Source organism: Vibrio sp. AH4 (assembly GCF_030710545.1).
Lineage (GTDB): Bacteria > Pseudomonadota > Gammaproteobacteria > Enterobacterales > Vibrionaceae > Vibrio > Vibrio metoecus.
On sequence record NZ_JALAIV010000001.1, the window covers coordinates 727147 to 743656 of the forward strand.

At 49.7% G+C, this 16510-nt stretch carries 13 protein-coding genes; 9 read left to right on the plus strand and 4 right to left on the minus strand.

What is annotated here, in order from left to right; genetic code table 11:
* The first annotated feature begins 6 nt into the window (after nucleotides 1-6).
* Nucleotides 7-636 (plus strand): response regulator transcription factor, encoded by a 630-nt coding sequence (locus MKA69_RS03505; protein ID WP_055029175.1) that lies wholly within the window; start codon nucleotides 7-9, stop codon nucleotides 634-636.
* A 101-nt stretch (nucleotides 637-737) separates the two neighbouring features.
* Here MKA69_RS03505 and MKA69_RS03510 read toward each other — a convergent pair whose 3' ends face one another.
* A complete protein-coding gene (locus MKA69_RS03510; RefSeq protein WP_081020300.1) occupies nucleotides 738-2483 on the minus strand; it encodes a potassium/proton antiporter in 1746 nt (581 codons plus the stop codon).
* A gap of 474 nt (nucleotides 2484-2957) precedes the next feature.
* Between MKA69_RS03510 and MKA69_RS03515 the strand changes: the two genes are divergently transcribed.
* Together MKA69_RS03515 and MKA69_RS03520 are read left to right on the plus strand one after the other, a co-directional pair.
* A complete protein-coding gene (locus MKA69_RS03515) occupies nucleotides 2958-3224 on the plus strand; it encodes a DUF4212 domain-containing protein (protein WP_000505987.1) in 267 nt (88 codons plus the stop codon).
* A 10-nt stretch (nucleotides 3225-3234) separates the two neighbouring features.
* The gene (locus MKA69_RS03520) at nucleotides 3235-4938 is read left to right on the plus strand and encodes a sodium:solute symporter family protein (protein WP_305847506.1); all 1704 of its coding nucleotides are present in this window, start codon (nucleotides 3235-3237) and stop codon (nucleotides 4936-4938) included.
* Between the two features lie 142 nt (nucleotides 4939-5080).
* Here MKA69_RS03520 and MKA69_RS03525 read toward each other — a convergent pair whose 3' ends face one another.
* Entirely contained in the window at nucleotides 5081-5752 is a 672-nt protein-coding gene (locus MKA69_RS03525; RefSeq protein ID WP_001015352.1) for a 7-cyano-7-deazaguanine/7-aminomethyl-7-deazaguanine transporter, read from the minus strand.
* A 367-nt stretch (nucleotides 5753-6119) separates the two neighbouring features.
* Here MKA69_RS03525 and gmk point away from each other — a divergent pair, with 367 nt between their 5' ends.
* The 5 genes from gmk to MKA69_RS03550 all read left to right on the plus strand — a co-directional run bounded on the left by gmk (nucleotide 6120) and on the right by MKA69_RS03550 (nucleotide 13092).
* Entirely contained in the window at nucleotides 6120-6743 is a 624-nt protein-coding gene (gene gmk / locus MKA69_RS03530; RefSeq protein WP_000515788.1) for a guanylate kinase, read from the plus strand.
* Nucleotides 6744-6850: 107 nt separating this feature from the next.
* The gene (gene rpoZ / locus MKA69_RS03535; protein ID WP_000135052.1) at nucleotides 6851-7123 is read left to right on the plus strand and encodes a DNA-directed RNA polymerase subunit omega; all 273 of its coding nucleotides are present in this window, start codon (nucleotides 6851-6853) and stop codon (nucleotides 7121-7123) included.
* 35 nt (nucleotides 7124-7158) lie between these two features.
* Nucleotides 7159-9276, plus strand: a complete 2118-nt coding sequence (spoT, locus tag MKA69_RS03540; RefSeq protein WP_055029174.1) for a bifunctional GTP diphosphokinase/guanosine-3',5'-bis pyrophosphate 3'-pyrophosphohydrolase — start codon at nucleotides 7159-7161, stop codon at nucleotides 9274-9276.
* Between the two features lie 118 nt (nucleotides 9277-9394).
* Nucleotides 9395-11473 (plus strand): ATP-dependent DNA helicase RecG, encoded by a 2079-nt coding sequence (gene recG / locus MKA69_RS03545; protein ID WP_055029173.1) that lies wholly within the window; start codon nucleotides 9395-9397, stop codon nucleotides 11471-11473.
* A 218-nt stretch (nucleotides 11474-11691) separates the two neighbouring features.
* Entirely contained in the window at nucleotides 11692-13092 is a 1401-nt protein-coding gene (locus tag MKA69_RS03550) for a uracil-xanthine permease family protein (RefSeq protein WP_055029172.1), read from the plus strand.
* A 24-nt stretch (nucleotides 13093-13116) separates the two neighbouring features.
* On the opposite strand, the gene envZ is transcribed toward MKA69_RS03550, so the two are convergent.
* Together envZ and ompR are read right to left on the minus strand one after the other, a co-directional pair.
* Nucleotides 13117-14433 (minus strand): two-component system sensor histidine kinase EnvZ, encoded by a 1317-nt coding sequence (envZ, locus tag MKA69_RS03555; protein WP_055029171.1) that lies wholly within the window; start codon nucleotides 14431-14433, stop codon nucleotides 13117-13119.
* Between the two features lie 68 nt (nucleotides 14434-14501).
* The gene (ompR, locus tag MKA69_RS03560) at nucleotides 14502-15224 is read right to left on the minus strand and encodes a two-component system response regulator OmpR (protein WP_000230026.1); all 723 of its coding nucleotides are present in this window, start codon (nucleotides 15222-15224) and stop codon (nucleotides 14502-14504) included.
* 298 nt (nucleotides 15225-15522) lie between these two features.
* Here ompR and MKA69_RS03565 point away from each other — a divergent pair, with 298 nt between their 5' ends.
* Complete coding sequence (locus tag MKA69_RS03565) at nucleotides 15523-16482, plus strand: diguanylate cyclase domain-containing protein (protein WP_305848220.1); 960 nt, start codon at nucleotides 15523-15525, stop codon at nucleotides 16480-16482.
* Nucleotides 16483-16510: the final 28 nt, after the last annotated feature.

The window sequence follows — 16510 nt, forward strand, 5'->3', positions numbered from 1 at the left end:
GACGTCATGGACTCGACCTACACCATCATCATTGCTGATGACCATCCCCTGTTTCGTAATGCATTGTTTCAATCGGTGCACATGGCGATCAGTGGCGCGAATTTGCTGGAAGCGGATTCGCTAGATGCCTTGTTAACTCTACTCAATAAAGAATCGGAACCCGATCTGCTGCTGCTGGATCTCAAAATGCCCGGCGCCAACGGCATGTCAGGATTGATTCACCTGCGCTCCGAATACCCAGATTTGCCCATCGTAGTGATCTCCGCCAGCGAAGAACCCAGTGTCGTTTCTCAGGTGAAAAGCCACGGCGCATTCGGCTTTATTCCAAAATCGAGCGATATGCGCAGCCTGATTGCCGCACTGAATCAGGTACTCAACGGCGAGCCTTATTTCCCCGCCCATTTATTGGTAGAAGGATTTGTAGGTAACGACTTAGCAGAAAAAGTGGCGGCGCTCACCCCGCAGCAATACAAGGTACTGGGAATGCTGTCCGATGGTTTGCTCAACAAGCAGATTGCTTATGAATTGAATGTGTCGGAAGCGACCATCAAAGCGCATATGACGGCGATTTTCCGCAAACTTGGGGTAAAAAACCGCACTCAAGCGGTGATCTTACTAAAAGAAATGAGCGAGTGATCCACTCGCTCATTTCTTGTTACTCGCGCTCTACCCAAACTTCTTAGCGTTGCGGGTCGGCGGTGAGCACACCCCTGCAACCTCAAGTAGCAAGGGGATATTTACTCTGCACTTTCCTGTAACTCTTCCTCTGGAGGCAAACGCAAACCGATTTTGGTCACTTTCCAATCCACTACGTCTGCCACTACCCATTGCAAACCGTGCCATTCAAAGTAGTCACCTAAAACCGGCGTTTCACCTAAATGCTCTAGCACCAAATCTTTCAGTGTCGCTTCTGCGGTGAGCTCGCCTAAATCTAGGCCATACAACAAAGCCACATCTTGCAGTTTCGCCTCAATATCTAAGAAGAAGTCACCAAAGAAGCGAACTAATGATGCTTTTTCTGGCGCTTCACTGAATAGGCGACTCAACGGCTCAAGATCGCGCTCTTGCGCCATCACACACAAGGTATCGCCTTCACACAATTCGGTACTGCCCGAAGGGTGCAGCAGTTGATTATCCCGAAATACGGCGGCAATCCGCGTACCTTCAGGCATAAACAGATTGCGCAGCGGCTCACCAATACACCATTTGTCGGCTTTGAGTTTATAGATAAACAGCTCCCACTCACTGGTCGGGTAAATTTCCACGCCCGTGCGCGAAATGGGCTCCGGTTTGGGTGGCAGTTCAACTTTGGCGAGAGCCATCGCCTTGGTCAGCGTTCCGCCCTGCACCACCAATGACACCATGACCACGAAGAATGCGAGGTTGAAGTAAAGCTGAGCGTTGGGCAAACCCGCCATCATTGGGAACACCGCAAGGATGATCGGCACAGCACCACGTAAGCCAACCCAAGAGACAAACCATTTCTCACGCGCGGTAAAACTTTTAAACGGCGCAAGGCCAATCCATACCGCTATCGGGCGAGCGAAGAGGATCATCCCCACCGCTAGCGCTAAACCAGGAACCGCAATCTCCATGAGCTCAGACGGGGTCACTAACAGGCCAAGCACCAAGAACATGCCAATTTGCGCCAGCCAAGTCATACCATCAAGCACATTGAGGATCGCGTGCCGACTTCGGGTTGGGCGGTTGCCCAGCAATAAACCCGCCAGATAGATCGAAAGAATGCCACTGCCACCCAACGCATTAGAGAGGGCAAAAATCATCAAACCGCCACTCACCGCCAGAATCGAGTACAAGCCTTCCGGCAGTTGGTTGCGATTGATTAGCCACCATAAAATCCAGCCTCCAGCCAACCCTAGCAGCGCCCCCACGCCAAACTGCTGCACAAAACTGAGCAATAAAAAGCCCGCACTTAAGTTAGCTTCGGCACTACTGAGTATCGCAATCAAGGTGACGGTCAAAAACACCGCCATCGGGTCGTTGGTACCCGATTCAATTTCTAAGGTTGCGCCAACCCGTTCATTGAGGCTGCGCCCTTTGAGCAGAGAAAATACCGCCGCCGCATCCGTCGAGCCAACAATAGCCCCCACTAATACGCCTTGTAACAGGCTCAGATTAAACAACCACATCGCGAGTAAACCAGTCAGCAAGGTGGTCACGGCAACACCTAAAGTCGCCAGTGATACAGAAGGCCAAAATGCGACCCGAAAACTCGCCACTCGAGTACGCATCCCGCCATCAAGCAAGATAATCGCCAAAGCCAAGTTACTGACTAAATACGCAACGGGATAATTATCAAAGGCAATCTGTCCGATGCCATCTTCTCCCGCTAACATTCCAACCGCGAGAAACACCAACAGAATCGGGATCCCTAACTTGGAAGATACCGGGCTGAGCAATACGCTGATGCCTATTAGTAAGGCACCTATCATAAAAAAACTGTTAATCGTAACGGCGTCCACTCTCCCTCCCAATCAGCTATCAACAGATTGTCTTGTTTAATCAAGTCATTTGAGCGTCTATTGTGCACGAATTTGTGACGTCACTGAGAAAAGTTTATGTAAACAAATCACGCTTTACCGAGCTTTTATCGATAAAACGCCAATGAATATCCCTTTACTCTTATACTTTTGGCTAATTTAACATTTAATTAACAATAAAATCCTCAGCAAGCGGTGGTAAAAATGCCGCAATATCACGAGTAATAATGCTCACTATCAATATAAGCCTATGATGACAATGCACCCAAAAATCTAGCTGGCAGAACCCCTGTGCCACATAAAAACACGTTTTCGTAAGCTCTCGATTTCAGGTTATTTTTCTCCTCCTCTCCCCCGACTAAAGTTGCACAGATCCCTTGCCATTCGGCTGCTAACCTAAGATGCGTAACATTGTGTTAACAGCTTTTACGGGATAACAAAACAAAGGAGAAGGCCATGGGGTTCAAATCAACTGAACATGCTCAAGCCTACTGGAAGGAAAACTTGGGGATCATGGGCTCACTGCTTGCAGTGTGGTTTTTAGTTTCATACGGCGCGGGAATTTTGTTTGTCGATGCGCTCAACACGATTCAATTTGCTGGGTTTAAACTCGGCTTCTGGTTCGCGCAACAAGGCTCTATCTACACCTTCGTTGCTCTGATCTTTATCTATGTTGCGCGCATGAATGCGCTCGACAAAAAATATAACGTACAAGAAGACTAAGGGGCTGAACATGGATATTCAAACCTGGACGTTTATTCTGGTCGGCATCACTTTTGCGCTCTATATCGGTATTGCGATTTGGGCGCGTGCGGGATCGACTAGTGAATTCTATGTCGCGGGCGGTGGTGTACACCCTGTCGCCAACGGCATGGCGACCGCTGCCGACTGGATGTCAGCCGCTTCTTTCATCTCCATGGCAGGCATCATCTCTTTTATCGGCTATGACGGCACCGTTTACCTAATGGGTTGGACGGGCGGTTATGTGCTGCTTGCACTTTGCCTAGCCCCTTACTTGCGTAAGTTCGGCAAGTTTACTGTGCCTGATTTTATCGGGGATCGTTACTACTCAAGAACTGCGCGTATGGTTGCCGTATTCTGTGCCATTTTCGTATCGTTCACCTATGTTGCAGGCCAAATGCGTGGTGTAGGCGTGGTGTTTGCGCGCTTCCTTGAAGTCGACATCAACGTCGGTATCGTGATCGGTATGGCAATCGTGTTCTTCTATGCGGTTATGGGCGGCATGAAGGGCATCACCTATACCCAAGTTGCGCAGTACTGCGTACTGATCTTCGCTTTCTTGGTTCCGGCGATCTTTACTTCACTGATGATGACTGGCAACCCAATTCCACAAATCGGTTTTGGTTCTACCCTCTCAGGCACGGATCAATATCTGCTGACCAAGCTGGACGGTTTAACCCAAGAACTCGGCTTTACTGCCTATACCGACGGCTCGAAGAGTATGGTTGACGTGTTCTTCATCTGTGCTGGCTTAATGGTAGGTACTGCGGGTCTGCCTCACGTAATTATCCGTTTCTTCACGGTACCAAAAGTATCGGATGCTCGTATCTCTGCAGGTTGGGCGTTAGTGTTTATCGCCTTCTTGTACACCACAGCACCTGCGGTTGCCGCGTTTGCTCGTATGAACATGATTGATACGTTAAACGGCCCAGATCTCCAAGGTGTGCCTGCAGCTGAAGCTCCAGCATGGTTCCACAACTGGGAAAGTACAGGTCTGGTGAAATGGGAAGATAAGAACGGCGACGGACGCTTGTTCTACTCAGGCGATGCGCGCAACGAGATGACCATCAATAACGACATCATCGTTTTGGCTTCACCTGAGATTGCTAAACTGCCGAACTGGGTTGTCGCGCTACTGGCAGCGGGTGGCCTTGCGGCAGCACTCTCTACCGCAGCGGGTCTGCTACTGGTTATCTCAACCGCGATTTCTCATGACTTGTTGAAGAAAGGCTTTAAACCCAACATGACCGATAAACAGGAGTTGCTCGCCGCACGGGTTGCTGCAGCGCTTGCTATCGTCGGTGCCGGTTATCTGGGTATTAACCCGCCCGGATTCGTGGCTCAGGTGGTAGCCTTCGCCTTCGGTTTAGCCGCTTCCTCCTTCTTCCCAGCCATCATTCTTGGCATCTTCTACAAGAAGATGAACAAAGAAGGGGCGATCAGCGGTATGTTGGCAGGTATTACCTTTACCGCGGCTTACATCATCTACTTTAAGTTCATTAACCCAACCGCGAGCGTTCCAGCCAACTGGTGGTTCGGTATCAGCCCAGAAGGCATTGGTACACTCGGTATGTGCTTGAACTTTGTGGTAGCGATTGTCGTGAACAAATTCACTGCAGAAGTCCCTGCAGATGTACAGGAAATGGTGGAATCCATCCGCTATCCAAAAGGCGCGGGCGCGGCTCACGACCACTAATGCTTAAAATGTACAGAGCTAAAGAATGGTAGGGATTCTACTAGCAAAAAGCCCGAGACAACTGCTCGGGCTTTTCTTTTTCCTCGCCTCTCCTGAGTAACGCGCTCATAAAATGAGTGCGTTGCTGGAGCCGTAAACTTCACTATGCTTTAGCGCTCGCTACCGCAAAATTTGGGTTTACCGCAGTCAGCTTTTTGATCAGGTAGTTGAGCAATACACCATACATAGGCACAAACAGACCTAAGCTAATGATGAGCTTGAAAGTGTAGTCCACCAATGCGATTTCAGTCCAATGCTCAGCCATAAATGGATCGCTGCTTTGGTAGAAAGCGATCGAGAAGAAAGCGATAGTATCCAGCGCATTACCAAACAGAGTCGAACAGGTTGGCGCAACCCACCACTGCTTCATTTGACGCAAGCGGTTAAACACGTGCACATCCAGTATTTGTCCAAGCAGGTACGCCATAAAGCTTGCAATCGCAATTCGCGCGACAAACAAATTGAACTCACTCAGCGGTGCTAAGCCTTGATATTGGCCTTCAAAAAACACCACGGAAAGCAAGTAAGAGACCGCCAATGCAGGGAGCATCACAAAAAAAATGATTTTACGTGCTAAGCCAGCACCAAAAATACGTACGGTGAGATCGGTGGCTAAAAAGATAAACGGAAAAGTAAATGCGCCCCACGTAGTGTGGAAACCGAAAATGGTAAACGGGATTTGCACCAGATAATTGCTTGACGCAATGATCACGAGGTGAAACAAAACAAGATAGCCAAGGGCTTTGCGCTGCTGCGCAGGGGTAAAGTGATTCATACTGTACCTTTTTAGTTTGGTTTGGGGGCGAGGGAACCCAAATTGGAAGCACGCTTCCGGCTCAAATTTTACGTGGTTGGCCAACGGCCAATTCACAAGGGCGGCGATTATATCCCAAACGCTATTGGGTGCAAGGGTATTTCTTGAACAAATAATGATGCCGTTTCCCATTCATTCATGATCTTTTTGCCAAGCAACTTTAGCGAGCAAGCTATAGCAGAGCTTGAGAAGATCCTGTAGATCGTGCTACTCTTCGCCTCCATTTTTCTGGCTGAAAAATCATCCAATCTGGATCCAGCCAGTGCTATCTTTAAATCATTGCCAGCTAAGGCAAAGACTCAATCCCAACCTAAGTGGAACCGAATCGATGGGCAAAGGTACTCTTTATATCGTTTCTGCACCCAGTGGCGCAGGCAAATCGAGCTTAATTGCAGCCCTGTTGGAGCAAAATCCAACCTATGCAATGAAAGTGTCGGTCTCACATACCACACGTGGTATGCGCCCAGGTGAACAAGATGGCGTTCATTACCATTTTGTCGAAAAAGAGCACTTTGAAGAGCTGATCGGCAAAAAAGAATTCCTCGAATACGCTGAAGTGTTTGGTAACTACTACGGCACTTCACGGGTATGGATTGAAAACACGCTCAATAAAGGGATTGATGTGTTTCTCGATATCGACTGGCAAGGCGCGCGTCAAATCCGCACCCAAATGCCAGAAGCGAAAAGCATCTTTATCCTGCCGCCTTCCAAAGAAGAGCTGGAACGCCGCTTAAATACGCGCGGCCAAGACAGCGAAGCGGTCATTGCTAAACGCATGGGTGAGGCAAAATCAGAAATTTCCCATTACCGCGAATACGATTACGTCATCATTAATGATGATTTTGATGTCGCGTTAATGGATTTCAAAGCCATCATTCGTGCAGAAAGATTGAAGCAGGACAAGCAAGCTGCTAAATATAGCTCTATGCTTTCTGCTCTGTTGGCGGATTAATAAGCCAACGTGGGTTATAAGCTCAGCCCGTTGCTAGAATCTCAACAGGTTAGGCTGTATACTTTCTCGTCATTCAACTTATCAGTTAACTAAATTTTGGAGTTCTCATGGCACGCGTAACAGTTCAAGACGCTGTTGAAAAAATTGGCAACCGTTTCGACCTAGTTCTGGTTGCGGCTCGCCGCGCTCGTCAAATGCAATCTGGCGGTAAAGATGCTCTAGTGCCGGAAGAGAACGATAAGCCAACGGTTATCGCTCTACGCGAAATCGAAGAAGGGCTGATCACGAAAGATGTTCTGGATGCACGTGAGCGTCAAGAACAGCAAGAGCAAGAAGCGGCAGAGCTGGCTGCAGTTAGCAGCATCATGCACAACCGTTAATCACCAATCGCGATTTAACCCGCCGGGCCTGAAATTTGTATCTATTCGATAGTCTAAAAGACGTTGCCCAAGAATACCTCACAGAGCCTCAAATTGAGGCTCTGCGCCAATCTTATGTGGTAGCCAGAGATGCCCATGAAGGGCAAACCCGCTCAAGCGGCGAACCTTATATCATTCACCCTGTTGCTGTGGCACGGATCCTCGCTGAGATGCGTCTCGACTTGGAAACACTACAAGCGGCACTGCTGCATGATGTGATTGAAGATTGTGATGTCACCAAAGAAGACTTAGATGCCCATTTTGGCAACTCTGTCGCCGAATTGGTGGATGGGGTTTCTAAGCTCGATAAGCTCAAATTTCGCGATCGCAAAGAGGCTCAGGCGGAAAACTTTCGCAAAATGGTGTTGGCCATGGTGCAGGATATTCGGGTTATCCTGATCAAACTGGCCGACCGCACGCATAACATGCGTACACTCGGTGCACTGCGTCCGGATAAAAAACGCCGCATTGCCCGAGAAACCTTAGAAATTTATGCCCCCCTCGCCCATCGTTTGGGTATCCATAACATCAAAACCGAACTCGAAGAGTTAGGCTTTGAAGCACTCTATCCGAATCGTTATCGCGTCCTCAAAGAGGTGGTGAAAGCCGCGCGTGGTAACCGGAAAGAGATGATCCAACGCATCCACAGTGAAATCGAAGGTCGTCTGCAAGATGTCGGCTTACCCGCTCGCGTCGTGGGTCGTGAGAAAAACCTGTTCTCCATCTACAACAAGATGAAAACCAAAGAGCAGCGCTTTCACACCATTATGGATATTTACGCGTTTCGCATCGTGGTAGACACGGCGGATACTTGCTATCGCGTATTGGGTCAGGTGCATAGTTTGTACAAGCCACGCCCAGCACGGATGAAAGACTACATTGCCGTCCCGAAAGCCAACGGCTATCAATCGCTGCACACTTCCATGGTTGGCCCCCACGGTGTTCCCGTAGAAGTGCAGATCCGTACCGAAGATATGGATCAGATGGCAGATAAAGGGGTGGCGGCACATTGGTCGTACAAGGCCAATAGTGAACGAGGCGGCACCACTGCGCAGATTAAAGCGCAGCGTTGGATGCAAAGCCTGCTTGAGTTACAGCAAAGTGCGGGTAACTCCTTTGAATTTATCGAAAACGTCAAATCCGATCTGTTCCCAGATGAGATTTACGTGTTCACCCCCAAAGGTCGTATCGTTGAACTGCCAATGGGCGCCACTGCGGTCGATTTTGCCTACGCGGTACATACCGACATCGGGAATACTTGTGTGGGTGCGCGAGTGGATCGCACGCCGTATCCGCTCAGTCAGTCACTGAAAAGTGGTCAGACGGTAGAAATCATCAGCGCACCAGGCGCACGCCCGAACGCAGCATGGCTCAACTATGTGGTGACCTCCCGCGCGCGTACCAAAATTCGCCAAGTGCTGAAAACCATGCGCCGCGAAGACTCGATTACTCTGGGCCGTCGCCTGCTTAACCATGCTTTAGGCGAACATTCGATCAACGAGATTGCACCTGAGAACATCAGCAAAGTCTTGAGCGATCTAAAAATCGCCTCGATGGATGACCTGTTGGCCGCCATTGGTTTGGGTGAACTGATGAGCATCGTGATTGCTCGCCGCCTGCTTGGCAATGCCGACGAATTGACGGAAACCAGCAAACAAGATGGTAATAAAAATAAACTGCCGATCCGTGGGGCAGAAGGCATTCTGCTCACCTTTGCCAACTGTTGTCACCCGATCCCAGACGATCACATCATCGCTCACGTTTCACCGGGTCGCGGCTTAGTAGTACACCGTGAAACCTGTCCAAACGTACGTGGCTACCAAAAAGAGCCAGACAAGTACATGGCTGTAGAATGGACCAAAGATTACGATCAAGAGTTCATTACTGAGCTGAAAGTCGATATGCACAACCGCCAAGGTGCATTGGCTGAACTGACCAATGTGATCTCCAAAACCGGCTCAAATATTCATGGCCTGTCAACGGAAGAACGCGACGGTCGCTTGTACACAGTCACCGTTCTGCTCACCACCAAAGATCGGGTGCATTTAGCTGGCATCATGCGCAAAATTCGCACCATGCCCCACGCGCTTAAAGTACGACGCCGTAAGAACTGATCAACACCAAGAGAGGGATAGACCCGCGTTTCATGCCTCTCTTGGGCAATTTTTCCTGTACAAAAACACAGCTCGATGTTTGAATAGCCGTTAAGTCAAATGGTTAGATCAAACGCGCATGTCACAACTCCTCTCAGCCGTTCCTCTTTGTGAACTCTCCGGTGTCGGGGCCAAAGTCGCCGAAAAACTGGAGAAAGTCGGCTTGCACACCGTGCAGGATCTGCTGTTTCATCTTCCGCTGCGTTATGAAGATCGCACTCGCGTTTATCCGATAGTCCAACTGCACCACGGTTTATGGGCTGCGGTGCAAGGTAAAGTGATGGCGGTGGATACCCTGTTTGGCAAACGCAAAATGCTCACCGTGAAAATCAGTGATGGCAACGGCACGCTGACACTGCGTTTTTTTAACTTCACGGCGGCGATGAAAAACAACTTTGCGGAAGGCAAATTTGTGCATGCTTATGGGGAGATCAAACGCGGTAATCAAGGCTTAGAGATCATCCATCCTGACTACAAATTCTTTGCCCCTGCGCAAACACCCGATGTCGAACCGAACCTGACTCCGGTTTACCCGACCACCGAAGGGCTACGCCAACTCACCCTGCGTAATCTCACCGACCAAGCGTTGGCGCTACTAGAAAAATCCGCTGTGCAAGAATTACTGCCGTCAGGGCTTTACGATCAGCAGATGACCTTAGCCCAAGCGCTGAAGATCATTCATCGCCCATCGGCGGATATCGATTTACGTCTGTTTGAACAAGGGCGACATCCGGCGCAAGTTCGGCTGATCATGGAAGAGCTGCTGGCGCAGAATCTCTCGATGCTGGCGATTCGCAGCCAAGGCCAGCAAGATGTGGCCTTGCCACTGGCCCCCGTCCACCAACTCAAACAACAACTCTTGGCACAACTGCCCTTTTCACCGACTAAGGCGCAGCAGCGCGTGGTCGCCGAAATTGAAGCGGATTTAGAAAAACCACATCCAATGATGCGCTTAGTGCAAGGCGATGTCGGCTCAGGCAAAACCTTAGTCGCAGCGCTTGCGGCAGTGCGGGCGATTGAGCATGGCTATCAAGTCGCCTTGATGGCTCCTACCGAGCTACTGGCCGAGCAGCACGCGCTCAATTTTGCGCAGTGGCTAGAGCCGATGGGCATTCAAGTGGGGTGGCTCGCGGGTAAGCTTAAAGGCAAAGCGCGGGAAACGGAGCTGGCACGCATCGCCAGTGGCGAAGTGAAAATGGTGGTTGGCACCCATGCTCTGTTTCAAGAGCAAGTGTCGTTTGACCATCTTGCCTTGGTCATTATTGATGAGCAGCATCGCTTCGGGGTGCATCAGCGTTTAGAGCTGCGCGAGAAAGGCGCAAAACAAGGCGCGTATCCGCATCAGCTCATCATGACTGCTACTCCGATCCCGCGTACTTTGGCGATGACGGCTTATGCCGATTTGGAAACCTCAGTGATTGATGAGTTGCCACCCGGACGCACTCCGATCCAAACTGTGGCAATTCCTGATACCAAACGCGACGACATTGTTGAGCGCATTCGTCACGCCTGCCTCAATGAAGGCAAGCAAGCGTATTGGGTGTGTACTTTAATTGACGAATCCGAAGTACTGGAAGCACAAGCGGCCGCAGAAACGGCAGAAGAGCTGCAACGTAAACTGCCCGAAGTCAACATTGGCTTAGTGCATGGCCGGATGAAACCGGCCGAGAAGCAAGCTGTGATGCAAGCGTTTAAAAATAATGAGCTACATCTGCTCGTCGCCACCACCGTGATTGAAGTGGGCGTGGATGTCCCCAATGCCAGCTTGATGATCATTGAAAACCCGGAACGTTTGGGGCTGGCTCAACTACATCAGCTACGTGGGCGTGTTGGGCGTGGCACCATCGCCAGTCATTGTGTGCTACTGTTTCATGCCCCGCTTTCCAAAACCGCACAAAAACGCTTAGGTGTTCTGCGTGAAAGCAATGACGGCTTCGTCATCGCGCAGCGCGACTTAGAAATTCGTGGCCCAGGTGAGCTATTAGGCACTAAACAGACCGGTTTGGCCGATTTCAAAATTGCCGATCTAGTACGCGACCAACAACTGGTTCCGCAAGTGCAACGCATCGCACGCCATATCCATGAGCGCTACCCACAGAATGCACAAGCCATCATCGACCGTTGGTTAGGCGAACGCGATATTTACGCCAAAGCTTAGCTTTTGATCCTCATCAAATCGATCGAAAACCTCGTGAGCAAACGTTTGCTTTCTTGAGTAAAACCTCTATAATCGCCGCCATTTTCTGGTAGACGCAAACGTTTACCTCTCTACCTAGAGCAGAGTCTGATTAACAGCAATCACAGATGCGGCTTCTGCTCCACCTTAACCACCCATTCAGCGTGCACAAGGTGTTACTGACCATCAGGAAAATCGTTATGACACAATCCACTTCGCGCAAGGCAGATCTGGTCTATCAACTCAATGATCGTCCACCTCTACCACAAACTGTCTTTGCCGCTTTGCAACATCTTTTGGCGATGTTTGTCGCGGTGATAACGCCATCACTGATCATTTGCCAATCCCTTGGTGTGCCTGCGGATCAAACCAACACCATCATCAGCATGTCACTGTTTGCTTCGGGTTTGTCATCCTTTATTCAAATCCGCACCTTTGGCCCAATTGGCTCAGGTTTGCTTTCGATTCAAGGCACCAGCTTTAACTTCTTAGGCCCAATTATTGGTGCAGGACTCGCGCTCAAAGCCGGTGGGGCGAACATCGAAACCATGATGGCCGCGATTTTCGGGACGATTTTGGTCGCTTCATTCGCTGAAATTTTACTTTCTCGCGTCCTGCAATTTGCCCAACGCGTGATTACGCCGCTGGTCTCTGGGATTGTGGTGACCTTGATTGGCCTGACGCTAGTACAAGTTGGTTTGATTTCAATGGGTGGCGGCTACGCTGCAATGGCGGAAGGCACTTTTGGTAGCCTTGATAAACTCGCACTGGCTGGAACCGTATTAGCGATCATTGTGCTGCTGAACCGAGCGCACAACCCTTACGTACGTGTGGCTTCGATTGTGATTGCGATGCTGGTGGGTTATGTGATGGCGTACCTAATGGGCATGATCAATACCGACAACTTGGCGGAAACCCAGCTCATCGCACTGCCTATCCCGATGCAATATGGCTTAGGTTTTGACTGGTCGCTGTTTATCCCTCTGGTGCTGATTTTCCTGATCACCGCACTCGAAGCGATTGGTGATATAACTGCGACTTCCGAAGTCTCTGGTGAACCCGTGAAAGGCCCCGTGTATATGAAGCGCATCAAAGGTGGCGTACTGGCGGATGGCATCAATTCCGCATTAGCCGCCGTGTTTAACAGCTTCCCGAACTCAACGTTCAGCCAAAACAACGGCGTGATCCTGCTGACCGGCGTTGCCAGCCGTTATGTGGGTTACTTTATTGCGGGTATGCTAGTGCTGCTTGGCTTATTCCCCGGCGTAGCAAGCTTTGTTCAATTGATCCCAGAGCCTGTACTCGGTGGTGCGACCATCGTAATGTTTGGTACGATTGCTGCCGCAGGCGTACGCATCATCTCTCGTGTCGACTTAGATCGCCGCGCGATTCTGATCATGGCACTGTCTTTCTCGATGGGTTTGGGTATTGCACAAAAACCAGAAATTCTGCAGTTTATGCCTGAATTTATTAAGAATTTATTCTCTTCAGGTGTCGCGGCTGGCGGCATTACTGCAATTTTGCTTAACCTGCTACTGCCCGAAGTGCGCCGAGATGAAAACGCCGCTTCGGTAACCGAAACGGCGCAAGAATCAAACTAACAGTTTATTCAGGGCTAACTTCAGTTAGCCCTTTTGCTGCTTAGTTGGGAAACTGATTTGAGCACGTAACCCACCTTGGCTGCGGTTGCTCACCGACACCGCACCATGATGCTGGCTGACAATCCGTTTCACAATCGCCAGCCCCAAGCCAGTTCCTTCACTGCCGCGCGCGGTATCCCCACGAGTAAAAGGCTCAAACACTTTATTGACTTGGCTTGGATCGATACCCGGCCCATTGTCTTCCACTGACAGCCACACTAGCTTCTTATCGGCCGTCATGCCGCTACTCACTTTGACCCAACCGTTGCCGTAGCGCAGCGCATTCACGACCAAGTTACTCAGTGAACGTTTAATCGCAATCGGGTTACCAAAGGCGGGCGTGAGATCCGCTTGCAGATCGGTTTCAATCCGCACTTCGTAGCCCCCTTCAGAGCTTGCCACATCGCTGGCAATATCATTCAGATCTACCGCCTCAAACGCTTCACGGTTCACCGGTTTCAAGTAATCCATAAACTGGCTGATGATCTGGTTACACTCTTCGGTATCACTGATGATGCTCTCAGCAAGATAGCTGTCTTCTGGCGACATCATCTCGGTTGCCAAGCGAATTCGGGTCAAGGGGGTGCGGATATCATGACTGATCCCCGCCATTAGCAGCGCGCGATCTTCTTCCAGAGCTTGAATGCCTTTCGACATTCGATTAAACGCGCGCGTTACCGAGCGGATTTCTAACGTCCCTTGTTCTGGCAGATGTGGGGGCGTTTCCCCCCGCCCAACCAATTTGGCGGCTTTTTCTAGCGCAATCAGTGGCCGGTTTTGCAAACGAATAAACAGCCAGCCACCAATCACAATTAACAGTGCCATGATGATGCTGTTACGAAACAGCGGAGCAAAATCTTCTTCTTGTAGTTCAGAGAGCGGAATACGCAGCAACTGGCCGGGCAGTGAATCGATCTTCATCCACAGGATGTAGCTCTCCTCGCCCAGCGCCATGCGCACTTCGGTGGGCGAGCCCAGCTCGCTGCTCATCTCTTCACTCATCAAATCAAGGCTGATGGCGTGCTGAAAATCCAAAGATTCGGGGCTACTCTCACTGTGAATCGTCACCCCAAGCTGATCCAGTACGCGCCGTTTCAGCAGCGCATCCATTTCCGAACTCACTTCAGGATTACTGGTGTCATCCAGCATTAAGCTGATTTCATGGGCGAGAATTTTGTTGAACTGCTGCAAACTCGGCAGCAAGGCGTAGTTGAATACCGCGTAGTAGGAATAGATTTGACTAGCGATCAGCAGAGAAAAAAACAGCAGGATCGATTGAGTAAATGAGCTGCGAATTCGCATAAGGCACCTAGATATAGCAAGGGCACGCGCGGAGCGAGGACGCCCTTGCTCGGCGTGCCTAAAAGAAGTTAGTTGGCGGCTTTACCATCGGGGACGAAGACGTAACCCAGCCCCCAGACGGTTTGAATATAGCGCGGTTTGCTTGGATCAACTTCGAGCATACGACGCAGACGCGAAATCTGTACGTCAATCGAGCGCTCCATTGCTGAATATTCACGGCCACGCGCCATGTTCATCAGTTTATCACGCGACAAAGGCTCACGGGCATTGGTCACCAAGGCTTTTAATACGGCAAATTCACCCGATGTGAGTGGCATCGCCTCTTCACCTCGGAACATTTCACGGGTACCAAGGTTCAGGCGGAAATCACCAAATTCAATGATGGTCTCTTCCGAACTTGGTGCTCCTGGTGCTTCAATCACTTGACGGCGCAGCACCGCTTTAATACGCGCCAATAGTTCACGCGGGTTAAACGGCTTAGGCAGATAATCATCCGCGCCAACTTCTAGGCCGACAATGCGGTCAATCTCATCACCTTTAGCTGTGAGCATCAGAATCGGGATCATGTTGTTGGAATTGCGCAGACGACGACAGATAGAAAGGCCATCTTCACCCGGCAACATCAAATCAAGCACCATCAAATGGAAGTTTTCGCGCGTCAGCAGACGATCCATCTGCTCGCCGTTAGCAACGCTGCGAACTTGAAACCCCTGCTCTGACAGGTAACGCTCAAGCAGCGCACGCAAACGCGCATCATCATCTACCACTAAAACTTTATGATTTTCCACCATGATCCCACCTAACTGTTGTTCAATTCCCGACTCTTCGGGCGAGTAAAATGTAACATCGTTACCGCTCACCGCGCATAAAGAATTGTTAATCTTTATGTCTTTGTAGCGGAATAGATACTGACTAGCAAGCTCACTCACCCGCAGATTATTTCTTTAATGACTATTTAAAAAATAATCTACACTCATACTGACAACCAAATCTATACGCAAAAAAGAGCATAAGCGTTGTCAGGCTAGATGAGATTCCTCCCACCAGTTTCATGCTGGTAAAGGGATATAAGATAAAACGTTGGCGACTATGGATATCTGTTCTTTACACACTGCAATCTATCACTCGTTGATGGAGCAAATTGCTGTAATTAATGCACAAGGTCAAATCGTGGATGTGAACCGTGCGTGGATTGAGTTTGGACAAAATAATGGTGTCGATGAACAGTATGATTGGATAAACATCAATTATTTAGACGCTCTCTATAAAGCTTCACAGGCCGGAGAAACTCGAGCTTTCGAGGCTTATCAAGGCATACAAGCCGTCATCCAAGGCCAATCCGACAGCTATTATCATGAGTATCCATGCCATAGTCCTAACGAGCAGCGTTGGTTTCTCATGCGTGTTGTACCCTTGAAGATCGAGCAATATCAGTATTGGGTTCTTTCTCATCACAACATCACTCAGCGTAAATTAGCGGAAATGCGCAGTGAGTTCCAAGCCACTCACGATCCACTGACGGGATTAGCCAATCGACGCCACTTTCATCAACAACTCGAAGCCTTACTATTGGAAAATCAGCAGCAACAGGCAGGGCTCTGTTTAATGATGATTGATTTGGATAACTTCAAACACTTTAACGATACTCATGGACATCAAGCGGGCGACCTTTGTTTAGTAAGGATTGCCGCAACTCTACAACATAACTTTTCTGTACCTTGTACCGCTTATCGGTTAGGCGGTGACGAGTTTGCCTTGTTGCTTTCTCACCTGACACAACAACAAAGCCAAGATATCGCTGCAAGCGTCAGCCAACGCATCCAAGAATTAAGATTACTGTGCGGCAACAAACTGCAAGTCACCGCCAGTATTGGCGGCATATTTATCTCAGGTGAGACTCAAATCAGTAGCCACTTATTGATAAATGAAACCGATCAGACCCTCTATCAGGTCAAACGAGGTACAAAAAACAGCTACTTACTGACCACTCTCTCCACCGCCCCTCACACAGTAGCCGCCGAAGCTTTAGGTAACGAGCTGATTGACTAAGATTGTGGTCTTCAGTAATTCGTTCAAC